This is a genomic window from Blastococcus carthaginiensis (assembly GCF_030731085.1).
GTDB lineage: Bacteria > Actinomycetota > Actinomycetes > Mycobacteriales > Geodermatophilaceae > Blastococcus > Blastococcus carthaginiensis.
Window position 1 is genome coordinate 175,877 of the sequence record NZ_JASNFN010000010.1, and the last position, 20,922, is coordinate 196,798.

The 20,922-nt window shown below is 75.1% G+C and carries 25 protein-coding genes; 14 read left to right on the forward strand and 11 right to left on the reverse strand.

What is annotated here, in order from left to right:
* Positions 1–50 precede the first annotated feature (50 nt).
* Positions 51–929: an arginase family protein gene (locus QOZ88_RS10340; RefSeq protein ID WP_305999697.1), complete on the forward strand. Its 879-nt coding sequence runs from the start codon at positions 51–53 to the stop codon at positions 927–929.
* A gap of 22 nt (positions 930–951) precedes the next feature.
* On the opposite strand, the gene QOZ88_RS10345 is transcribed toward QOZ88_RS10340, so the two are convergent.
* Positions 952–3,501 carry a DEAD/DEAH box helicase gene (locus QOZ88_RS10345; protein WP_305999698.1) on the reverse strand — a complete coding sequence of 850 codons (2,550 nt, stop codon included), beginning with the start codon at positions 3,499–3,501 and terminating at the stop codon, positions 952–954.
* A 480-nt stretch (positions 3,502–3,981) separates the two neighbouring features.
* On the opposite strand from QOZ88_RS10345, the gene QOZ88_RS10350 reads away from it, so the two are divergent.
* Positions 3,982–4,839, forward strand: a complete 858-nt coding sequence (locus QOZ88_RS10350; RefSeq protein ID WP_305999699.1) for an SDR family oxidoreductase — start codon at positions 3,982–3,984, stop codon at positions 4,837–4,839.
* 106 nt (positions 4,840–4,945) lie between these two features.
* On the opposite strand, the gene QOZ88_RS10355 is transcribed toward QOZ88_RS10350, so the two are convergent.
* Positions 4,946–5,428, reverse strand: a complete 483-nt coding sequence (locus tag QOZ88_RS10355; RefSeq protein ID WP_305999700.1) for a putative immunity protein — start codon at positions 5,426–5,428, stop codon at positions 4,946–4,948.
* Between the two features lie 103 nt (positions 5,429–5,531).
* Positions 5,532–6,428: a homocysteine S-methyltransferase gene (mmuM, locus tag QOZ88_RS10360; protein WP_305999701.1), complete on the reverse strand. Its 897-nt coding sequence runs from the start codon at positions 6,426–6,428 to the stop codon at positions 5,532–5,534.
* 32 nt (positions 6,429–6,460) lie between these two features.
* On the opposite strand from mmuM, the gene yidD reads away from it, so the two are divergent.
* Both yidD and arfB read left to right on the forward strand, forming a co-directional pair.
* Positions 6,461–6,934, forward strand: a complete 474-nt coding sequence (gene yidD, locus QOZ88_RS10365; protein WP_305999702.1) for a membrane protein insertion efficiency factor YidD — start codon at positions 6,461–6,463, stop codon at positions 6,932–6,934.
* A 35-nt stretch (positions 6,935–6,969) separates the two neighbouring features.
* Complete coding sequence (arfB, locus tag QOZ88_RS10370; protein ID WP_305999703.1) at positions 6,970–7,437, forward strand: alternative ribosome rescue aminoacyl-tRNA hydrolase ArfB; 468 nt, start codon at positions 6,970–6,972, stop codon at positions 7,435–7,437.
* 18 nt (positions 7,438–7,455) lie between these two features.
* On the opposite strand, the gene QOZ88_RS10375 is transcribed toward arfB, so the two are convergent.
* The gene (locus QOZ88_RS10375; protein ID WP_305999704.1) at positions 7,456–8,355 is read right to left on the reverse strand and encodes an alpha/beta hydrolase; all 900 of its coding nucleotides are present in this window, start codon (positions 8,353–8,355) and stop codon (positions 7,456–7,458) included.
* A 32-nt stretch (positions 8,356–8,387) separates the two neighbouring features.
* Positions 8,388–9,050 carry an N-acetyltransferase gene (locus QOZ88_RS10380; RefSeq protein ID WP_305999705.1) on the reverse strand — a complete coding sequence of 221 codons (663 nt, stop codon included), beginning with the start codon at positions 9,048–9,050 and terminating at the stop codon, positions 8,388–8,390.
* A gap of 65 nt (positions 9,051–9,115) precedes the next feature.
* Between QOZ88_RS10380 and QOZ88_RS10385 the strand changes: the two genes are divergently transcribed.
* Entirely contained in the window at positions 9,116–9,586 is a 471-nt protein-coding gene (locus tag QOZ88_RS10385) for a nuclear transport factor 2 family protein (protein WP_305999706.1), read from the forward strand.
* A gap of 146 nt (positions 9,587–9,732) precedes the next feature.
* On the opposite strand, the gene QOZ88_RS10390 is transcribed toward QOZ88_RS10385, so the two are convergent.
* Entirely contained in the window at positions 9,733–10,308 is a 576-nt protein-coding gene (locus tag QOZ88_RS10390) for a helix-turn-helix domain-containing protein (RefSeq protein WP_305999707.1), read from the reverse strand.
* A 68-nt stretch (positions 10,309–10,376) separates the two neighbouring features.
* Between QOZ88_RS10390 and QOZ88_RS10395 the strand changes: the two genes are divergently transcribed.
* Positions 10,377–11,324, forward strand: coding sequence for an NAD(P)/FAD-dependent oxidoreductase (locus QOZ88_RS10395; protein ID WP_305999708.1), 948 nt, complete (start codon positions 10,377–10,379; stop codon positions 11,322–11,324).
* Complete coding sequence (locus tag QOZ88_RS10400; protein WP_305999709.1) at positions 11,321–11,962, forward strand: class I SAM-dependent methyltransferase; 642 nt, start codon at positions 11,321–11,323, stop codon at positions 11,960–11,962. Before QOZ88_RS10395 ends, QOZ88_RS10400 begins: the two co-directional genes overlap by 4 nt.
* Positions 11,963–12,167: 205 nt before the next feature.
* On the opposite strand, the gene QOZ88_RS10405 is transcribed toward QOZ88_RS10400, so the two are convergent.
* Both QOZ88_RS10405 and QOZ88_RS10410 read right to left on the reverse strand, forming a co-directional pair.
* Positions 12,168–12,959: a hypothetical protein gene (locus QOZ88_RS10405; protein ID WP_305999710.1), complete on the reverse strand. Its 792-nt coding sequence runs from the start codon at positions 12,957–12,959 to the stop codon at positions 12,168–12,170.
* A 163-nt stretch (positions 12,960–13,122) separates the two neighbouring features.
* The gene (locus tag QOZ88_RS10410) at positions 13,123–13,530 is read right to left on the reverse strand and encodes an MFS transporter (RefSeq protein ID WP_305999711.1); all 408 of its coding nucleotides are present in this window, start codon (positions 13,528–13,530) and stop codon (positions 13,123–13,125) included.
* A 383-nt stretch (positions 13,531–13,913) separates the two neighbouring features.
* Between QOZ88_RS10410 and QOZ88_RS10415 the strand changes: the two genes are divergently transcribed.
* Entirely contained in the window at positions 13,914–14,498 is a 585-nt protein-coding gene (locus QOZ88_RS10415) for a GNAT family N-acetyltransferase (RefSeq protein ID WP_305999712.1), read from the forward strand.
* On the opposite strand, the gene QOZ88_RS10420 is transcribed toward QOZ88_RS10415, so the two are convergent.
* The 3 genes from QOZ88_RS10420 to QOZ88_RS10430 form a co-directional block, all read right to left on the reverse strand.
* Positions 14,495–15,613 carry a uroporphyrinogen-III synthase gene (locus tag QOZ88_RS10420; RefSeq protein WP_305999713.1) on the reverse strand — a complete coding sequence of 373 codons (1,119 nt, stop codon included), beginning with the start codon at positions 15,611–15,613 and terminating at the stop codon, positions 14,495–14,497. The two genes, QOZ88_RS10415 and QOZ88_RS10420, sit on opposite strands and share 4 nt — an antisense overlap.
* Positions 15,614–15,707: 94 nt before the next feature.
* Positions 15,708–16,268, reverse strand: coding sequence for a uridine kinase family protein (locus QOZ88_RS10425; protein ID WP_305999714.1), 561 nt, complete (start codon positions 16,266–16,268; stop codon positions 15,708–15,710).
* Positions 16,247–17,296: an MBL fold metallo-hydrolase gene (locus QOZ88_RS10430; protein WP_305999715.1), complete on the reverse strand. Its 1,050-nt coding sequence runs from the start codon at positions 17,294–17,296 to the stop codon at positions 16,247–16,249. Before QOZ88_RS10430 ends, QOZ88_RS10425 begins: the two co-directional genes overlap by 22 nt.
* A 44-nt stretch (positions 17,297–17,340) precedes the next feature.
* On the opposite strand from QOZ88_RS10430, the gene QOZ88_RS10435 reads away from it, so the two are divergent.
* The 6 genes from QOZ88_RS10435 to QOZ88_RS10460 all read left to right on the forward strand — a co-directional run bounded on the left by QOZ88_RS10435 (position 17,341) and on the right by QOZ88_RS10460 (position 20,902).
* A complete protein-coding gene (locus QOZ88_RS10435) occupies positions 17,341–17,841 on the forward strand; it encodes a PH domain-containing protein (RefSeq protein ID WP_305999716.1) in 501 nt (166 codons plus the stop codon).
* Between the two features lie 465 nt (positions 17,842–18,306).
* Complete coding sequence (infC, locus tag QOZ88_RS10440; protein WP_406568223.1) at positions 18,307–18,867, forward strand: translation initiation factor IF-3; 561 nt, start codon at positions 18,307–18,309, stop codon at positions 18,865–18,867.
* A 147-nt stretch (positions 18,868–19,014) separates the two neighbouring features.
* Complete coding sequence (gene rpmI / locus QOZ88_RS10445; RefSeq protein WP_091934213.1) at positions 19,015–19,209, forward strand: 50S ribosomal protein L35; 195 nt, start codon at positions 19,015–19,017, stop codon at positions 19,207–19,209.
* Positions 19,210–19,250: 41 nt separating this feature from the next.
* Positions 19,251–19,640, forward strand: a complete 390-nt coding sequence (rplT, locus tag QOZ88_RS10450; protein WP_091934216.1) for a 50S ribosomal protein L20 — start codon at positions 19,251–19,253, stop codon at positions 19,638–19,640.
* Between the two features lie 111 nt (positions 19,641–19,751).
* Positions 19,752–20,546, forward strand: coding sequence for a TrmH family RNA methyltransferase (locus QOZ88_RS10455; protein WP_305999717.1), 795 nt, complete (start codon positions 19,752–19,754; stop codon positions 20,544–20,546).
* Positions 20,547–20,734: 188 nt separating this feature from the next.
* Positions 20,735–20,902, forward strand: a complete 168-nt coding sequence (locus QOZ88_RS10460) for a hypothetical protein (RefSeq protein WP_305999718.1) — start codon at positions 20,735–20,737, stop codon at positions 20,900–20,902.
* Positions 20,903–20,922 lie beyond the last annotated feature (20 nt).

Here is a 20,922-nt window from a genome sequence, read left to right on the forward strand (position 1 = left end):
CTGCATCGCGCGGGCGAGCGCGGAGGTGGAGCTCCCGGGAGACTGGGTCCGTGACGCTCGTGCGGGCCCCCGTCCGGCTGCTCGGGGTGCCGTACGACTCCGGGCACCGCGACCGCCGGATGGGGGCCGGGCCCACCGCCCTGGCTGCGGCCGGAGCGGCCGACCGGCTGCGGGCCGCCGGTCACGAGGTCATCGATGAGGTGGTCGAACCGGCGTCGCCGTGGAACGCCGAGCTGCGCACCGCCTTCGAACTGCACCGGCTGGTGGCCGCGGCGGCCACCGAGGCGCTCGCCGTCGGACAGGTGCCCGTCCTGCTGGCCGGCAACTGCAACACCACCCTCGGCGTGCTGGCGGCCCTGACCGGCACGGCCCGCCGGATCGGCCTCGTGTGGCTCGACGCGCACGGCGACTTCAACACCCCCGAGACCGACACCTCCGGGTTCCTCGACGGCCAGGGCCTGGCGATCGCCGTGGGGCGCTGCTGGACCGCGCTGGCGGCGGGCATCTCCGGGTTCCGGCCTCTGCCCGAGCGCGACGTCCTGCTGGTCGGCGCCCGGGACCTGACCGAGGCCCAGCTGCAGGTGTTGCACGACTCCGGGGTCACCTGGCTACCTCCCGCGAGGGCGCGGGTCCTTCGGGCGGTCGAGGACGCCCTGGACGCGCTGGCCACGCGGGTCGACGCCGTCCACTTCCATGTCGACCTCGACGTGCACGACCCGTCGATCGCGCCGGCGAACACCTACGCCGCCGACGACGGTCTCACCGCGGAGCAGGTGCGCGCGGTGCTGGCAGCCACCGCCGCGCGGATGCCGGTCGTGTCCGGCGCGCTCGCCTCCTGGGACCCGACCTGCGACGTCGAGGGCCGGATGCTCGCCACCGCGCTGGACCTGCTGGAGGCGGTGGCCGGGGCGGCGGTGCCGCTGCGCTGATGCCTGCGCCAGCGTCGGCGGATCAGTCCTTGCGGCCGGCGTCGACCAGGCGGATCACCGCCGCGCCCTCCTCGTCGGAGGCCTCCAGGTCGACCTCGACGTCGAAGCCCCAGTCGTGGTCGCCCGCGGGGTCGTCGACGATCTGCCGCACCCGCCAGATCCCCGGCTCGGTCTTGTCCCAGATGAGCAGCGCCGGGCCGCGGGCGTCGCCGCCGGTGCGCACCTCGTCGTGCTCGGCGAAGTAGGCCTGCACCACCTCGCCCCAGCGCTCGGCGTCCCAGCCGGAGCCCTGGTCGAGCTCGCCCAGGTCGTACCAGCGGCGGCGGGCCCACAGCTCGACCCGGCGGAACAGCGCGTTGCGCACCATCGCGGTGAAGGCCCGCGCGTTGCCGGTGAGCGGCCGCGGCCGCGCCGGAACGGCGACCTCGGCCACCGGGCCGTCGTCCGGGTTCGTGAGCTGCTCCCACTCGTCGAGCAGGCTGGAGTCGACCTGGCGCACCAGCTCGCCGAGCCACTCGACCAGGTCGGTGACCTCCTCCGTGCGCGCCGCCGCGGGCACGCCCGAGCGCAGCGCCTTGAACGCGTCGGAGAGGTAGCGCAGCACCGCACCCTCGGCCCGGGTGAGGCCGTAGGTGTTGACCAGCTCGCGGAAGGTGAACGCCCGCTCCCACATCTCCCGGACCACCGACTTCGGCGACAGGTACGCGTCCGCGGCCCACGGGTTGCTCTGCCGGTAGACGTCGTAGGCGTGCCCGAGCAGCTCCTCCAGCGGCTTGGGGTAGCTGATCTCCTCGAGCAGCTCCATCCGCTCGTCGTACTCGATGCCCTCGGCCTTCATCTGCGCCACCGCCTCGCCCTTGGCCTTGTTCAGCTGCGCGGCGAGGATCTGGCGCGGGTCGTCGAGGGTGGCCTCGATGACGCTGACGACGTCGAGGGCGTACGTGTCCGACTCCGGGTCGAGCAGGTCGATGGCGGCGAGCGCGAAGGTGGACAGCGGCTGGTTGAGCGCGAAGTCCGGCGGGAGGTCGAGGGTCAGGTCGTAGCGGCGGCCGTCGGGCTCGGGTTCGGGCAGCCGCTCCAGGACGCCGGCCTGCAGCAGCGAGCGGGCGATGCCGATGGCGTCGCGGATCAGCCGCAGCTGCTTCGTGCGCGGCTCGTGGTTTTCGGTGAGCAGCCGGCGCATGGCCGCGAACGGGTCGCCCGGCCGGTCGACGACGTCGAGCACCATCGCCGTCGTCACCCGCATGTGGCTGGTCAGCTTCTCGGGCTCCCCCTCGACCAGCCGGTTCATCGTCGACTCGCTCCAGGGCACCATGCCCTCGGGCACCTTCTTGCGCACCAGCTTGCGGCGCTTCTTCGGGTCGTCGGCCACCTTGGCGAACTGCTTGAGGTTCTCCACCTCGTGCTCCGGCGCCTGGACGACGACGGTGCCGGCGGTGTCGTAGCCGGCCCGGCCGGCCCGCCCCGCGATCTGGTGGAACTCGCGAACCTGCAGCAGCCGGGTGCGGGTGCCGTCGTACTTGGAGAGCGCGGAGAAGACGACGGTGCGGATCGGCACGTTGATGCCCACGCCCAGGGTGTCGGTGCCGCAGATGACCTTGAGCAGCCCGGCCTGCGCCAGCTGCTCCACCAGCCGCCGGTACTTGGGCAGCATGCCGGCGTGGTGGACCCCGATGCCGTGGCGGACCAGCCGCGACAGCGTCGTCCCGAAGGCGGACGAGAAGCGGAACCCGCCGATCATGTCGGCGATCGCGGCCTTCTCCTCCTTGCTGCACACGTTGACGCTCATCAGCGCCTGGGCCCGCTCCAGCGCCGAGGCCTGGGTGAAGTGGACGACGTAGACCGGCGCCTGCTTCGTCTCCAGCAGCTCCTGGATGGTCTCGTGCATCGGCGTCGTCGCGTAGTAGTGGTGCAGCGGCACCGGGCGGACGGCGTTGGCCACCAGCGCGGTGGGCCGGCCGGTGCGGCGGGTCAGGTCCTCCCGGAGCGACGTGACGTCGCCGAGGGTGGCGCTCATCAGCAGGAACTGCGCCCGCGGCAGCTCCAGCAGCGGCACCTGCCAGGCCCAACCGCGGTCGGGGTCGCCGTAGAAGTGGAACTCGTCCATGACGACGAGTCCGATGTCGGCCGCCGGCCCCTCGCGCAGCGCGATGTTGGCGAGCACCTCGGCGGTGCAGGCGATGATCGGGGCGTCCCGGTTGACCGCGGCGTCGCCGGTCAGCATGCCGACGTTCTGCGCGCCGAACACCCCGCAGAGCGCGAAGAACTTCTCGCTCACCAGGGCCTTGATCGGCGCCGTGTAGTAGCTGCGCCGACCGGCGGCCAGGGCCGCGTACTGGGCACCGGTGGCGACCAGCGACTTGCCGGAACCGGTCGGCGTCGCCAGGACGACGTTGGCGCCGCTGACCAGCTCGATCAGCGCCTCCTCCTGGGCCGGGTACAGCACGGTGCCGCGGGCCTCGGCCCAGGCGGCGAAGGCGGCGAACAGCGCGTCGGGGTCGCCACCGGTCGCGCGCAGCGCGGTGAGGTCGGCGGGGTCCTCGAGCAGGGGAGGGGCGGCGGTCGTGGTCATCAGGTGCACCAGCGTGCCCGACGGGCTTCCGCTTCCCCGGACCCAGGGCCGGGGTCGCCTCCGTGTCCAGCAGACGATAACGATCCGGTAACGGAACCTCCGGATGTGTGTGACATGCGCCGTAACCGGAGAGGAAGGTGAACAACAGGTGAACGGAAGGTGGCTGAGACCATGCATGAGCGTTTCTGCCCGGAATGCCGGTGGACCGTTGTGACCGACCCCGCGGGCCGTCGCCGGCTCGAGATGCGCTGGGTGCCGCTCGGCGCCGCGGCGGCCCACAGCCCGGTGGCGCGCGCCGCCTGAGAAGATCACGGTCTCCCGACCCGGGCGGGAGGAGAGGTGCACACCGACCTGCGCCTCCCCTCCCGCCCGGGTCGTGTGCTGTGCGGGTCCGGCGTCCGGGTCCGTCGCGGTTCCGGGTGCGGGAGGGCGGGTAGGCCGCCCCCGCCGCGAGCCGATCCCGACCAGGAAGGTGGACCCGTGTCCGAACCCCGTCCCGACTCCCAGCCCGCCCAGCAGCAGAGCACCCCGGGCACGCTCGGCGAGATGACGCCGAAGCCCGACCACGGCGAGGAGAGCTACCGGGGCTCCGGGAAGCTGACCGGCAAGGTCGCCGTGATCACCGGCGGCGACAGCGGGATCGGCCGCGCCGTCGCGATCGCCTTCGCCCGCGAGGGTGCCGACGTCCTCATCTCCTACCTCGACGAGCACGAGGACGCGCAGGACACCGCCAAGTACGTCGAGCAGGCCGGTCGGAAGTGCGTGCTCGTGCCGGGGGACATCTCCGACCGGGCGCACGCCAAGACGATCATCCCGAAGGCGGTCGAGGAGTTCGGCCGGATCGACGTCCTGGTCAACAACGCCGCGTTCCAGATGAGCCACGACTCGCTCGAGGAGATCAGCGACGAGGAGTGGGACCACACGCTCGCGACGAACCTCTCGGCGATGTTCACCCTCTGCAAGGACGCGCTCCCGCACATGCGGTCGGGTGCCTCGATCATCAACTCGTCGTCGGTGAACAGCGACAACCCCAGTCCGCAGCTCATCGCCTACGCCATGACCAAGGCAGCGATCGCCAACTTCACCGCGTCGCTGGCGCAGCTGTACGGCGAGAAGGGCATCCGGGCCAACAGCGTCGCGCCCGGACCGATCTGGACGCCGCTGATCCCCTCGACGATGCCCGAGGAGAAGGTGGAGAGCTTCGGCGGCAACACCCCGCTCGGGCGGGCGGGGCAGCCGGCCGAGCTGGCGCCGGTGTACGTGCTGCTGGCCAGCGACGCGGCGTCCTACGTCTCCGGGGCCCGCGTCGCCGTCACGGGCGGCCGCCCCATCCTGTGACTTCACCTCGATGATCAGGTGACCTGATCGTTCCGGGTCCTGGCTCAGCACCGGTCGTGAGCCAGGACCCCTCGTGATCAGGTCACCTGATCATTGCGGCGGCCGCTCAGCAGTCGAAGACGGACCAGCAGATCTCGTTCCGCATCCGTTGGTCGTCCAGGACGAGGGCGCGGATCGCCTCGGGGAGCCGGTCCCGCTGCCACCGGCACTCGGCCCGCCCCGCGGCGTCGCTCCCGCCGTCGGGCGCCGCCGCACGCACCGCCTTGATGGCGTAGGCGGCGGCGCCGAGCTCGTGCGCCGCGACGTGCGCCACCGCACCGGCCTGCCCGGCGGCGTAGGCGGCGTACCGCGCTGCCCCGCGCAGGTCCCTGGCCGCGCCCATCGCGTGGCCTCCGGCTGCACGGGCCCGCATCATCGCGGTCTCGTCGCGGGTCCAGGCGCGGGCGGCCTCGATCGCCGCACGAGGCCGGTGATCGTCGGGACGCACCGCCTCGAAGAGCTCGAGGACGTGCTCCGCGCACGACGCCGCCCACAGGGCGAGGAGGTGGTGATCGGCGTCGGTGAGGGTCCCGCCACGGCGGATGGTCACGAATCGGGGGTCCCGGACCGCCGGCAGGATCATGGTGGCAACGTCTACCACCGGCTCCGCGCCGGGGACGTCCCTCCCGCTCCCGCGGTACCGCACGCGTCGATCAGGGCAGTGCGCGGGCGAGGCCGGCGACGTGCTGCGGCCGGACCCGGCAGCAGCCACCGACCAGCCGCGCGCCGTCCGCGATCCACCCGGGGACGGCGTCCGGGGCGATCCCCGGGCTGCCGGTCCACCCCCGCGCGACGGCGTCCCAGCCCTCGCCGCTGTTCGGGTAGACGACGACCGGCTTCCCGGTGCGGGACGCCTGGGTCACCGCCGGGCCGACGGCGGTCGGCGCCGTGCAGTTGACGCCGACCGCGATCACGGCGTCGACGTCCGCGGCCATCGCGAACACCTCGGACGCCGGCTCGCCCCGCCGGGTGCGGACCACGCCGTCGTCGTCCACCACCGTGGTCAGCGACAGCCACACGGGCACGCCGAGCGCCTGCGCCTCCAGCAGCAGCGCCTCGGCCTCCGCAGCCGCGGGCACCGTCTCGCAGGCGAGCACGTCGGCCCCGGCCTCGGCGAGCAGCTCCATGCGCGGCCGGTGGAACGCGCGCAGCGCGGCGACGCCAACCGGGTCCGCGTAGGCCCCGGTGTACTCCGAGCCGTCGGCGAGCATCGCGCCGTAGGGGCCGACCGAGCCCGCGACCCAGCCCTCGCCCTGCCCCTCCCGGGCCAGCGCGACCGACGACGCGATCAGCCGCCGCGCCTCGGCCGCGCCCACGCCCGCGGCGGCGAACCCCTCGACCGTCGCCTGGTAGCTCGCCGTCGTCGCCACCTGGGCGCCGGCCGCGGCGAACGCGGCGTGCGCGGCCACGACCGCCGCCGGGTCGTCGCGCAGCAGCCGGGCGGACCACAGCGCGGAGGAGACGTCGTGCCCCCGCGCCTCGAGCTCGGTGGACAGGCCGCCGTCCAGCACGACCGGTCCGGCAGCGAGCGCAGCGGCGAGATCGGGCATGGCGACCATCCTCCCGCGGTACCTGCGCACCCATGGTCTTCATCTGGAGCAGTGGCTGGGGTCCCCGCCGTCGCAGGCCGCGCTACGGCGGCTACCGCGGGCACTACGCCGGGCACTACGGGCGAGGCCCCGGCTACGGCCACGGCCGCCGCCGGGACGACTCGTGCCTGCGCGACCTGCTGTTCCTCAACACCGGCTGCTGCCTGGCCAACGCCATCGGCTGCGGGATGGACCTGCTGCTGGTCGCGCCCCGCTCGCTGCCGGCCATCCGTGCGGGGCAGCGGGGAAGCGGCGCCGCGGCGCGGCTCGTCGCGGGCGTCCGCTACTACCAGCGGGAGATCAGCCCGCGGCGCCGGCCGTGCTGCCGGTACACCCCCACCTGCTCGGCGTACGCGATCGAGGCGCTGGAGGCCCACGGCGCCCCGCGCGGCTCCTGGCTGGCGGTCCGCCGGCTCGCGCGCTGCCGGCCCGGCGCCGCCGGTGGTGCCGACCCGGTACCGGCCTGACCCCGCGCCGCCGCGCCCTCGCCTACGGTCGGCCGGTGAACCGCGTCGGCCAGACTGTGCCGGTGCCCGGGACCGACGACGCCTCCGGTGACCTGCCGGTCACCGGATCCCTCGTCGTGCCCGCGGCCGCCCAGTCCTGGCGGTTCTCCCGCAGCTCGGGACCGGGCGGGCAGGGCGTCAACACCGCCGACTCGCGGGTCGAGCTCTCGGTGCGCCCGCTCGACCTGCCGGGGTTGAGCGATCCGCAGCGGGCACGGCTGGCGTCCCGGCTCGGCAGCCGGCTGGTCGACGGCGTCCTCACCATCGCCGCCAGCGAGCACCGCCAGCAGCTGCGCAACCGGCAGGCGGCCCGCGAGCGGCTGGCCGCGGTGCTGCGGGCCGCGCTGGCCCCGCCGGCGCCGGCGCGGCGGCGCACCAAGCCCACGCGGGGCTCCCAGGAGCGCCGGATCTCGGCGAAGAAGCAGCGCGGTCAGCTCAAGAAGCAGCGCCGGAACTGGGACTGACGCGCGCGCCCCGCCGCGTCAGCCGGCGAGGACCTCGGCCATCACCCGCCGGGCCCGCCGGCCCTCGGGCACCGGCAGCAGCGGGTGCACGTGGACCAGGCCCTCCTCCTCGTGGTGGTCGACCGGCACGCCGGCCGCACGGGCGCGGTCGACCAGCAGCCGGGTGTCCGGGCTGGTGATGTCGCGGGTGCCGCTGAAGACGGTGAGCGGGCCGAGCCCGGCCAGCTCCCCGAAGAGCGGGCTGACCAGGGGATCGGTCAGCGGCAGCTCGCCCCGCCAGAGCTCGATCGCCGCCCGGGTGCCGGGGCGGGCCAGCCAGGGGTCCCGCGGCTCGACCAGGTCGATCTCCGGGTTGGCGAGGGTCAGGTCCAGCGCGGGGGAGACGAGCACCGTCCGGTGCAGCGGTGGCACGCCCCGGTCGCGGAGCAGCAGGGCGGCGGACAGCGCGATCTGGCCGCCGGCCGAATCGCCCATCGCGGTGACCCGCCCGGCGCCGTGCCGGTCGACCAGCGCGGCGATCAGGTCGGCCACCTGGGGCACCACCGTCGCCGCCGTCCCCACGGGCGCCAGCGGGTAGACGGGCACGGTGATCGCGGCGCCGCTGCGGGCGGCGAGCCGGGCGACCAGGCGCCAGTGCAGCGGGTGGATCTGGTTCACCCAGGCACCCCCGTGCACGTACACGGCGGCGCGGTCCGGCGTCCGGTCCCGGGGCAGGACGCGGTAGACCGGCCAGCCGGTGGCGTGGTGGACGTCCACCTCGACCTCCACCGGGCCGAGCCCGCGGTGTGGCCCGTACGGCACCGGGCGCAGCAGGCGGTCCTGCACTCCCTGCAGCAGCAGCTCCGGGCGCTCGAACTCCTTCCGGAAGCCGAGCAGGCGGAGCAGCGGGGGCAGCAGGCGGCTGGCCGGGCTGGGCACGGGACCTCCGGTTCGACGGGTCTGGGAAGCGGTCAGCTGAGCGACAGCGGTTCGCGCACGAGCACCCACAGCGGCAGCTCGTCGTCGCTGGTGCGGGTGGTCTCGGTGACCTGGAAGCCGAAGCCGCGGAAGAAGCGCACGTTGGCCCAGCCGAACACCGCCGCGGCGGCCGACGTCCTCTCCGCGTCGCAGCGCACCAGCACCGGCGCGAGCACGGCAGCGGCCAGCCCCCTGCGCCGGGACGACGGCCGCACACCCAGGTGCCGCAGCCGCCAGTGCGGCCGGTCGGGCAGCGCCGCGGTCACCAGCGCCTCGGTCTCGGCGACCACCCGGGCGCGGTCGGCCGACAGGTAGGGCAGTTCGCGGGCCAGGGCGGCCCGCACGTCATCCGGCAGGGGGCGGGTGCCGGGCGCACCGGCCGGCGGCTCCCAGACGGCGACGGCGTCGCGGTCCTCGGTCACCCAGGCGGCGCCGGTGGCCACCCCGCGGTGTGCGGCGTCGAGCTCGTGCAGCCGGGTGAGCCGCTGCATGCGGCCGTCGTCCGGCAGCGCCCACCGGGTCCAGCGGGAGTCGGCCAGGGCGACGGTGAGGGTCGCGGCGATCGCCGGGACGTCGCGCTGCTCGGCCACCCGGACGTCGGGGCCGGGTTCGTCGGGGTCGTCGATCCGCCGGACGATCGGGCCTGGGGGAGTCACCCCCGAATCCCACCACGGCCGCCGGCACCGTCGACGGCGGCCGCCGGTGGGCCATGATCGGGACCATGCCTCCACCCGCGCGCGGTCTCCGCAGCCGCACCACCCGCGAGGTCATGGCCTCCCACCTCGAGCACCGCCGCACCGGCGACCTCGAGGCCGACCTCGTCGAGAACTACCACCCCGAGGTCGTGGTCCTCTCCGCCCGCGAGGTGTTCCGCGGCCACGACGGCGTGCGCGCCTCGGCCCACCGGCTGTGGCGGGCCGCCGCCGAGGGCAGCTACTCCTACGGCTACGTGCTGGCCGACGAGCGCATGGCGATGCTCGAGTGGGCCGGGCGCAACCCGCAGTTCGACATCCGGTGCGGGATCGACTCCTACCTCATCGAGGACGGCTGGGTCACCGCCCAGACGATCCACTACCGGGTGGAGGACGCCGGGCTGTCGGTCGCCGGGGCGCTCCTCGTCCCACCGGACCAGGTGGGGATGCACGCGGTCGACGACCCGGCCCGCATGCCCGGTCTCGCCGACGGCAGCTGACCGGCGCGCACCCGCACACCGCCCCGGCGTCCACGGTGAGGTGAACGGAACCTGCTCGACCTGAGCTCTGGCCGTCCCGAACGGTGGGCGCGGAGCGCCGTTTCAGGCACTCGACCTGCGCATCCGCGTTCAGCGGGGGACCGCCATCAGGCCGGGCGGGCGCGCACGTGCATGCGCTCGCCCTGCGGGCCGACCAGGATGAGCGTCTCCGCCGGCTCGGCGAACGGGTTGGAGAAGGCGTGCGGCACGCGGGTGTCGAACTCGACGACCTCGCCCGGGCCGAGCACGAAGTCGCGGGAGCCCAGCAGCAGGCGGATGCGCCCGGACAGCACGTAGAGCCACTCGTACCCCTCGTGCACCTTCTGGTCGGTGTTGCCGACCTGCCACCGCGGCGGGAACAGCTGCTTGTACGCCTGCAACCCGGTGCCGGGCTGCCGCGTCAGCGGCACCATCGTCATGCCGTCGCGCTCCACGGGGTGCCCGTGCACCCGCGGGTCGGCCGGCGCCTGGGCGTCGACGAGGTCGTCCAGGGCGACGCCGTAGGTGCGGGCGAGGGGCAGCAGAAGCTCCAGCGTCGGCCGGCGGCCACCGGCCTCAAGCCGCGACAGGGTGCTCACCGAGATGCCGGTGTCCTCGGCGATCTCGGTCAGGGTGCGCCCGCGGTCGGTGCGCAGCGCCCGCAGGCGGGTGCCGACGTTCTGCAGGACGTCGTCGTCGGTCATGCACGGCAGTTTGCCACTTCGGCAAGGCGGTTTGCCAGGTGGCGGGTGCCGGGTCGACAGTGGGCGCCATGGACGAGCGGTACGACGTGGTGGTCATCGGAGGCGGCGCGGCGGGGCTGAGCGGAGCGCTCACCCTGGCCCGCGCCCGGCGCAGCGTGCTGGTGGTGGACGCGGGCGAGCCCCGCAACGCCTCCGCCGGGCACGTGCACAACTACCTCGGCCGGGAGGGCACGCCCCCCGCCGAGCTCTACGCGATCGGCCGGGAGGAGGTCGAGGGCTATGGCGGCACGGTGGTGCCCGGCCGGATCGTGCAGGTGCGGCGGGAGGACGACGGCTTCCGGTTCGCTCTCGAGGACGGCGGGTCCGCCCGTGCCCGCCGGCTGCTGCTGGCCGCCGGCCTGACCGACGAGCTGCCCGCGCTCCCGGGCCTCGACGAGCGGTGGGGGAGCACGGTGCTGCACTGCCCCTACTGCCACGGCTGGGAGGTGCGCGACCGGGCCGTCGGCATCGTCAGCACGGGCCCGATGGGCGCCTACGCGGCGCAGCTCTGGCGGCAGTGGACCGACGACGTGGTCCTCTTCGTGCACACCGGCTCCGAGCCGGCCGAGGAGGAGCTGGAGCAGCTGGAGGCGCGCGGGGTCCGCATCGTCCGCGGCGAGGTGGCGGGGCTGGAGGGTGCCGCCGCCGTCCGGCTGGCCTCCGGCGAGTTGGTCGACCGGGACGCCGTCGTCGTCGCGCCGCGCTTCGTGGCCAACGCCGAGCTGCTCGCCGACCTCGGCGCCATGCCAGTGCCGATGGAGATGCACGGGGCGGTGCTGGGCACCCACCTGCCCGCCGACCCGACCGGACGTACCGAGGTGCCCGGCGTCTGGGTCGCCGGCAACGCCGGTGACCTGAGCGCGCAGGTGATCGTCGCTGCGGCCCAGGGACTCCGCGCCGGGGCGATGATCAACGCCGACCTCATCCAGGAGGACACCCGGGCAGCCGTGGTGCAGCGGCGGAGCGTGGCGGCGTGAGGGCCACCGACCGCGAGACCTACGACGAGCTCTACCGCTCGGCCCCGGCGGTGTGGAGCGGTCGCCCCAACAGGCAGCTCGTCGTCGAGGCGGCTGACCTGCCGCCGAGCCGTGCGCTCGACGCCGGCAGCGGCGAGGGCGGTGACGCCCTGTGGCTCGCCGAGCGCGGCTGGCGGGTCACCGCGGTGGACTTCTCACCCGTGGCCCTGCAGCGCGGCGCCGCGGCGGCGCGGGCACGGGGGCTGGCGGACCGGGTCGAGTGGGTGCACGCCGACCTGGAGGAGTGGACGCCATCGGCGGGCGGCTTCGACCTGGTGACGGCGCACTACCTGCATGCACGGAGCGCCGGCGAGCGCGCGGAGCTGTTCCGGCGGCTGGCCGCGGCGGTGGCGCCCGGCGGGACGCTGCTCGTCGTCGGGCACCTGCTCGACGCCGCCGCCGCGCACCACCACGGGGCCGGGCACCTGGACCCCGCGGTCTTCTACCGCGCCGAGGACGTCGCGGCGGTGCTCGAGCCGGGGGAGTGGTCCGACGTCGTCACCGAGACCCGGGAGCGGGATCACGGGGCGGCGGAGCGGACCGGCAACCCGGTGCCCGACACCGTGCTCGTCGCACGACGGGCGTCGAGGGCGCGGTAGCGCCCGGGGCGGAGCTCGCCGAGGGCCCGGCGACGGTGCGCCTCCTCGGCCAGCTGGCGCGCGGCGACGACGGCTGCGCTGTCCGGCCGCTCGTGCTGGCTGACGGGCATGGCGGGCTCCCTCCGGTGTCCTCTACCGGGAAGACGTGCCGGGAAAGGCGGAGGGCGCCGGCGCGCAGGTCACGAAACGGTCACGATCCGCCGGGTCAGCTGCGCGGCAGGCCCAGGTCGGCGAGCGCGGCGGTCACCGCGTCCTCGCGCAGCACCTCCAGCACGAGCAGCCGGTGCACCAGCACCCCCCGGCGGGTGAGCCGCAGATCGGCGATCCGGAGGCGGGGCAGTGCGGCGCCGCCGGGGCGCGGCTGGGCCGGCGGCGGGTCGAGCAGGCCGGTGCGTTGCAGCTCGGCGACGTCCTCCCGCGCGCCCCACGCCGTCCAGCCGCGCGGGTCGTCGTCGAGCGGGATCATGGGCAGCGGCACGCGGTCGCGGCGGCCGACGGCGGCCAGCAGCGCGAGCTGCCGCCAGCTCAGTGCGCCGGCCAGCCGCAGCGCGCGGCCGACCAGCCCGGCGTCGATGTCGGGGGAGACGGCCACCTCGGCCAGCAGATAGCCCAGGTGGCGCACCCGGCGCTCGTCGGTGGAGGTGCGGGCGGCGAGGAGCACCGCCTCGGTCAGCTCGTCGGCGGCGGGGCGGTTGCCCGGGCGGTCGTCGAGGTAGCCGTCGCCGCGCACCGCCCGACCGGCGCGGTGCACCGTGACCGCGTGCTCCACCGCGAAGGCGAGCGCGGCACCGGTCCGCACCTGCTCGCGGCCCTCCGGCATGCCGGCGGCGTCCGCCGCGGCCCGGCGGAGCACCGCCGCGAAGCCGTCGTGCACCTGCACCCGGGCGGCCGCCGGCTCGAACACCACCGTCGCCGCGGCGGCGCTCATCGACCCCGCCACCGGCGCTCCGGCCTCGACGAGCGCGCGCCCGGTGCTGGTCTCCTCGGCTGCGGTCACCTGGCGATCTTCGTCGGTCCGGAGGTCCGGCTGCACCCCGGGACCGGACCGCCTCACCCGCTGGGGCCACGGAGCGGGCACCGGGCCCGGTCCCGGGGGAGAGCCGGGCCCGGTCCCGGGGGAGGGCCGGGCCCGGTGGGTGCTCAAACGCCGGCGCGCTGCATCAGCGTGCCGCGCCGGAGCAGACCGACCAGGTGACCGCGACGCAGACGACGTAGAAGCCGCAGAACGCCAGCAGCGCCGTCTCCACGCCTACGGTGGCGTTGTAGGACGACGACACCGCCCGCGGGATGAAGAGAGCGCCCAGGGCGCCCACCGTCGAGATGATGCCGACGGCCGCCGCCGTGTCCCGTCGGGCGCGGTAGAGCACCTCCGCGGCGTTCTCCCCGGGGTACCCGGCGGCGGCCTCGGCCCGGTAGATGATCGGAGTCATCCGATAGGTGGAGCCGTTGGTCATGCCCACGACCGCGAAGAGCACCAGGAAGCTCGCGAGGAAGGCGCCGAAGCTGCCGGCCGGGAGGAACGCGATGGCCGAGCCGATCGCCACCGCCTGCCCGACGACGGTGACCATTGCGCCGCCCCACCCGGTCGGCCTGCCAGCCGCCGAACGGCCGGGACAGCGAGCCGACCAGCGGGCCGAGGAAGGCGTAGCGGTAGGTGTCGGGGAACTCGTCGGCCAGCACCAGCGGAAAGGCGCCGGAGAAGCCGATGACGGAGCCGAACGCGCCGAGGTAGAGGAAGGACATGACCCACGGCTGCCTGCGGCGGGCGATCGCGGCCTGGCCGGCGATGTCGGCCCGCGCGCAGGAGCACGCTGCGCGCACTCCGCGCTGCACCGGGGTGCTGGCTCAAGGGTGTGCGCGGATCGGCAGTTCCGCTCGCGAGAACTGCGGATCCGCGCACACCGTCGCGGCGGCCGGCTGAGTTGTCGGTCGGCGGTGCCACCATCCGTCCATGGCGATCGAGGTGCGGCCGGCGAGGAGCTTCCCCGACGTGGCGGCGGTGCTCGGCCCGAAGCGGCCGGACGCGAACGTGTGCTGGTGCCTGAGCTACCGGCTGCCGACGTCGAGGGAGAACCGGGAGCTGGTCGGGCCGGCGCGCGGTGAGCGGGTGCGGGAGCTGGTGGGGGAGGAGCCGCCCCCGGGCGTGCTCGCCTACGACGGCGAGGAGGTCGTGGGATGGGCGGCGGTGCACCCGCGGGCCGGCACGAGCTTCGCCCGCAACCGGAAGATCCCGCTCGTCGACGACCTCGACGTCTGGTCGCTGTGGTGCATCCGCGTCCGCCCCGGGCACCGGGGGGAGGGCGTCGCCCACCACCTGGTCGCGGGCGCCGTGGAGTTCGCCCGCGCGCACGGGGCGCCGGCGGTCGAGGCCTACCCGGTCGACAACCAGGGTCGGAAGGTCGACCTGACGATGGCCTACGTCGGCACCCGGGCGCTGTTCGAGCGGGCCGGCTTCGTGAAGGTGGCCGACACCGAGTCGGTCCTCAACGGCTTCCCGCGGGTGCTGGTGCGGCGCGACCTCCGGCCGGGGCGCTAGACCGCGAGCCGGTAGCCGCGCGTGACGACCGCCTCCACGAGCGGGGCGCCGAGCGCCGCGCGCAGCCGGGTCACCGCGATCCCCACCGCGTGGCCGTCACCGCCGCCGGGCAGCGCGGCCACCAGGTCGGCGCGGGGGAGGACGTGGCCGGGGTGGCGGGCCAGCTCCCGCAGGACCGCCAGCGGGCCGGGCGGCAGCTCGACCAGCCGGCCGTCGACGACGGCGGCGTGGCCGCGCACCTGCAGCGTGTGCGGCCCGACCTGCAGCACGGGATCCCGCTCGGGCAGCCGGGCGACGACCTCGCGGGCGAGCGCGCCGAGGCGCGCGCGGACGGGCTGGAAGGAGCTGATCCCGGCGGCGTCCAGCGGCCCCGCCGTCACCGGGCCGACCGCGATCGCCTGCACCCGGTCGCCGAAGGCGGCGACCACGGCCTCCCGCTGGCCGGCCTCCTCGGCCACCTGCAGCAGGCTCGCCGCGGCCGGCGCGCTGGTGAAGGTGACTGCGTCGATCGAGCCGGCGACGATGCCCGCGACCAGGCGGCGCACGGGGGTGACGTCCTCCGGCAGCACCCACCGGTACACCGGGACGGTGAGCACCTCGGCGCCGGTCTCCCGCAGGCCGGCGACGAGCTCGGGCAGCGGGTCGCCGTGCAGCTGGACGGCGATCCGGCGGCCGGCCAGCGGGCCCTCGGCGCCCGACAGCAGGTGCTCGAGCACCTCGGCGGAGGACTCCGACTCCGGTGACCAGGCGTCGACCAGCCCAGCGCCGCGGATCGCGCCGCGGGCCTTGGGACCGCGGGCCAGCACCCGGGAGCCGGACAGGTGCGCGACCAGGGGCAGGTCCCAGGCGTCGGCGGCCTCCAGCCAGCCGCGGAAGCCGACCCCGGTCGTGGCGACCACCAGGTCCACGGGCGCCTCGAGCACCCGGCGCGTGGCCGCCACGAGCTCGGTGTCGTCGGCCAGCGGGACGATGCGGATCGCCGGGGCGTGGACGACGCGCGCCCCGCGGCGGTCCAGCAGCGCCCCCAGCTCCTCCTTGCGGCGCGCCGCGGTCACCGCGACGGTGTACCCGGCCAGCGGGAGCTCGGTCGGCTGTTCCGGGTCGGTGTCGGTCACGTGTCCCCCTCGCATGCGGTCGGCTCCCATGGTCGCCGTCCGGCGTCACCGGCGTGTGTCGCACCCCGGCGCGGGAGCGTGGAAGTGGGCCGGGTCACCGTCCGCCGTCGACCACCACGTCGGCCCGGGCGCGCGTCCCCTCGGTCGCGAAGTGCACCGCCTCCGTGCGCTGCCAGCGCCGCCACTCGCCGGCCAGGTGCGCCCCGTCCCGGGCCACCCCCCGCGCCAGCCGCACCGACGGGTCGGCCTCCACCCAGATCCGCAGGCTCGCCCAGGGGTCGACCTCGCGCGACCCGCTGCCGCACCCCTCGACCACCAGCACGCCGGGCACGGGCACCGGCGTCCGATCGGGCGCAAAGCGCCCCTGCGCCCAGTCGTAGCGGTGGTAGGCGCCCGGCCGCCCCTCGGCCAGCGGGCCCAGCACCCCGGCGGCCAGCCGGGCCACCGCGCCGGTCAGCGTCCAGCCGGCGTAGAGGTCGTCCATGTGCACGACGGCGACGTCGGGCAGGGCGGCGGCCAGCCCGGCGGCGAGCGTGGTCTTGCCCGAGCCGGCCGGCCCGTCGACCCGGACCAGCCTGGTGCCGCCCAGGAGCGGAGGAGATGCCAGCAGCCGGTCGGCCAGGCCGGTCGTGGTCAGCGGGGGCGCAGCGTCCACGTCGGCACCGCCCCGCCGTCGCCGACCACCAGCCCCCGGCTGGCCAGCAGCCGCAGGTGCGCATCGGTCTCGGTGACCGCGAAGATCCGCATCCGCCGCGCGTACTGCTCCCACGGCCGCGACCACGTCAGGTGGGCCGCGAGGTCCCACGGCGTCGAGCCGGGGTGCTCGCGGATCGCGCCGAGCAGTTCGGTCAGCCGACGCTCGTGGTGGGCGGTCAGCGCGTCGGTCCGCTCGGCCAGGCCGCGGAAGCGCCACTCGTGCCCGGGCAGCACCTCGCTCGGGTCGAGGTCGCGCACGGCGGCGAGGGAGTCGAGGTAGTCCCGCAGCGGGTCGGCGGAGCCGCCGGTGGTGCTCGAGACGTTCGGGCTGATGCGCGGCAGCACGTGGTCCCCGGAGAAGAGCAGCCCGGTGCGCTCCTCGGCGAAGCACAGGTGACCGGGCGTGTGCCCGGGCGTGTGGACGGCGCGCAGCGTCCACCCGGGGAAGGCGGCGTGGTCGCCGTCCCCCAGCAGGCGGTCGGGCACGGCCATGCGGTGGAAGCCGGACAGGTTCTCCGCACCACCCACGTCGCCCAGCGCCTCCTCGCGGGGAGCGCCCAGCCGGACGAGGAAGGCCACCTCGGCGTCGACGGCGGCCTGCGCCTCGGTGGCGGTCAACCGGCGGACGGCGTCGGCGTCGGCCGGGTGCATGGCCACCCACGCGCCGCTGGCCTCGCGCACGCGGGCCGCCAGCCCGAGGTGGTCGAAGTGCAGGTGGGTGACGAGCACGCCGCGGACATCGGCGATCGAGCCGCCGACGGAGGCCAGTCCCTCGGTCAGCGCCGACCAGCCGGCCTCGCTCTCCCACCCGGTGTCGAGCAGGCCCAGACCGCCGCCGTCCAGGGCGAAGAGGTAGACGTTCACGTAGCGCAGCGGGTTGTGCGGGATCGGGACCGGCACCGACCACAGGTCGCTGCGCAACTGCTCGACCGGGGGGAGGGAGCGCTGCTCCCACGCCGTGCGCTGGGCGGTGCCGGTGGTCTCCACGTCCCCGCACTCTGCCAGCCGGGTCCGGCGCGCCGGCTGTCACCATGGGGCTCGTGAGCGGTTCCCACGATCCCCTGCCCGCCGTCTCGGCCGTCCCGCACCGGTTGCGGCTCCTGCTGGCCGTCGTCGCCGGCGTGGTCGCACTGGTGGGCCTCCTGGTCGCGCTGAGCCTGCCCTCGACCGAGAACACCGTGGTCGCCTACGGCCCGGTCGACCAGATCGCCATCGCCGGCCTCGGCGTGCTCCTCGCCGCGGGGGTGCTCGCCCTGGGGCGGTCGCGGGTCGACGCCGACGAGCACGGCGTCCGCGTCCGCAACCTCCTCGTGCACCACCGGTTGCCGTGGACGGCGGTGCGCGCGGTGCGCTTCGAGCGGACGTCGGCCTGGGGCTCGCTCGCCCTGGAGAACGGCGACGAGATTTCGCTGCACGCGCTGCAGGCCGCCGATGGCGAGCGCGCCGTCCGTGCCGTCGAGGGGCTGCGCGGCCTGCACGCCGCCGCCCGGGCGAAGGACCCGGTCCGGCCGCCGCTGCTCTACGACGATTGAGGCCTCGTCCTCCTCACCCCTCGCTCCGCCCGGGGCGAGCCTCGGGGCGGGGCCGTCCCAGCACGTCGCGAGGCTCGGCGCAGGCCCCTGCAGGGAGGCCGTTCCAGCACGTCGACGGGCTCTTCCGGCACGTCGGCGCAGGGGGGAATGACCACGGGCACCGGGACGCTGTAGCATGGGCGTGCCTCCCCGCTACATGAGGCGCGCGAACCACCAGCGGCCCCGCCCCGGGCCGCTATCCAAGAGGAGCCCGCTCCCACCTGACGCCGTCCAGGCGCCCAGGTCCCGGATCGCGAGAAACCGGCCACCGGTCGGTGATCGCGTGCGCACGACCCACGGGTCGTGGGCCACCGGCGAGTGGGCCCCGTGAGCAGCTGCTCGCGGGGCCTTTTCCCGTCGGCGCCCGGGTGGGCCAGCGACTCCTCCCACGCAGCAGCGTAAGGAGAGGCCATCACCGAGCCCCGCATCAACGACCGCATCCGAGTCCCCGAGGTCCGCCTGGTCGGGCCCGAGGGCGAGCAGGTCGGCATCGTGTCGATCGGCGAGGCGCTGCGCCTGGCACAGGACTCCGAGCTCGACCTGGTCGAGGTCGCTCCCATGGCCCGGCCGCCCGTCGCCAAGCTCATGGACTACGGGAAGTTCAAGTACGAGTCCGCCCAGAAGGCCCGCGAGGCCCGGCGGAACCAGGCGCTCACCGTCATCAAGGAGATGCGGCTGCGCCTCAAGATCGACCCGCACGACTACGAGACCAAGAAGGGCCACGTCGAGCGCTTCCTCAAGGGCGGCGACAAGGTCAAGATCACCGTGATGTTCCGAGGCCGCGAGCAGTCGCGCCCGGAGATGGGCTACCGCCTCCTCCAGCGGCTGGCCGCTGACGTCAGCGAGCTGGGCGTCGTCGAGTCCAACCCGAAGCAGGACGGTCGGAACATGGTCATGGTGATCGCCCCGCACAAGGGCGCGCAGACCGCTCAGGAGAAGCGCCGGCCCAAGAACGAGCAGGCCGAGGAGCAGGCGCCGAGCGCCTGAAGCAGGGCCCTCCTGCCTCCCGCCGTGAGCAGGCTCGCGGCGGGACCGCGCGGGAGAGCCGGAGACCAGCACCACCGAGGACGGCCGGTGCGTGCGGCAGCTGCGTGCTGCCGCGCGCCCCGGCACCAGACGACAGGGACCGAGGACATGCCGAAGCAGAAGACCCACAAGGGCACCGCCAAGCGGGTGCGCATCACGGGCACCGGGAAGCTCATGCGCGAGCAGGCGAACAACCAGCACAAGTTCGAGCACAAGTCCGGGACCCGCAAGCGCCGGCTGGACCGGGACCAGGTCGTCTCCCCGGCCGACGCCAAGAACCTGAAGAAGCTCCTGGGCCTCTGAGCGCCCCTCCCACCGACCTTTAGAAAGACAGGAGCACTCACGTGGCACGCGTGAAGCGGGCGGTCAACGCCCAGAAGAAGCGCCGGACGACCCTCGAGGCCGCCAGCGGCTACCGCGGTCAGCGGTCGCGGCTGTACCGCAAGGCCAAGGAGCAGATCCTCCACTCGGCGACCTACAGTTACCGCGACCGCAAGGCGCGCAAGGGTGACTTCCGCAAGCTGTGGATCACCCGGATCAACGCCGCGGCCCGCCTCAACGACATGACCTACAACCGGTTCATGCAGGGGCTGAAGCTCGCCGAGATTGAGCTGGACCGCCGCGTCCTCGCCGAGCTCGCCGTGAACGAGCCCGCCGCCTTCGCCGCCCTGGTGGAGACCGCCCGGGCCGCGCTCGCCGCCAACCCCGAAGCGACCGGCAAGCAGGCCGCTTGATCGAGGCCCCGCCTGCTCTCTGCAGGCAGGGCGACCGACGCCGTCGGTGACCGACCCCTCGGGGCCTGGCACCGGCGGCGTCGGCGTCTGCACGACCACGGAGGAGACCGCGTGACCGAGCTGCTCACCGAGCGGTCCGCGCGCATCGCCGCCGCGCGCAAGCTCACCCGCCGCGCCGGCCGGGACGCTGCCGGGCTGTTCCTCGCCGAAGGGCGGCAGGCCGTCGCCGAGGCGCTGGCCGACCCGGCCGGCGTGCGGGAGGTCTTCGCCACCGAGGCCGCGGCCACCGCGCACGCAGACCTGCTGGCCGCCGCACGGGTGCCGGTGCGGCTGGTCACCGACAAGGCCGCCGCCGGGCTGTCGGAGACGGTCACGCCGCAGGGGCTGGTGGCGGTCTGCGCGCTGCGCGACGTCCCCGCCGGGACGCTGACCACGGCGCCGCCGCGGCTCGCCGTCGCGCTCGCCGAGCTGGCCGATCCCGGCAACGCGGGCACCGTGCTGCGGACGGCGGACGCCTGCGGGGCCGGCGCGGTTGTGTTCGGCGCGGGCTCCGCCGACCCCTACGGCGGGAAGGCGGTGCGGTCCAGCGCCGGCAGCCTGTTCCACCTCGACGTCGTCCGCGGGGCGCCGCTGGGCACGCTGCTGCCGGAACTGCGCGCGGCCGGGGTGACCGTGCTCGCGGCCGACGGCGGCGGAGAGGTGGAGCTCCCGGCGCTCGTCACCGGCGGGCGGCTGGCCGGGCCGGTGCTCTGGCTGTTCGGCAACGAGGCCCGCGGCGTGCCGTCCGAGCTCGCGGAGCTGGCCGACGCGCGGGTCCGCATCCCCATGCGCGGACGCGCGGAGAGCCTCAATCTCGCGGCCGCAGCCGCGATCTGCCTTTACAGCACCCAGCTCGCCCAGGGCTGATGCCATGGCTTCTGGACGACGTCCTCCGTGTCGGTGGCGCCGCATCGCTTCTGCCCGTGGCCACGCTCCCCACCTGGGGGTCCACCTGGTGTCGTCCGGTACGCCGGTGACGACGCAGCAGTCGTGGAGGTGGACAGGGTGTCCGAGCACCGGGACAGTGACGGCGACTGAGCGAGAGGGATGACATCGTGCCCAAGGTGGTCAAGGTGACGCCTGCCCAGGTGAACGCCGCACGGCTCGCGGTCAAGCGATCGGCTCTCTCGGGCCGGCTCGTGCCTTCCAGCGTGATGCGTATCGCGAACGCCAAGAGGACCGCAGCGTCGAGCACTCCTGTCGACGGTCGCAGCACGAAGTAGGCCTCCGCGCACCGCCCGGC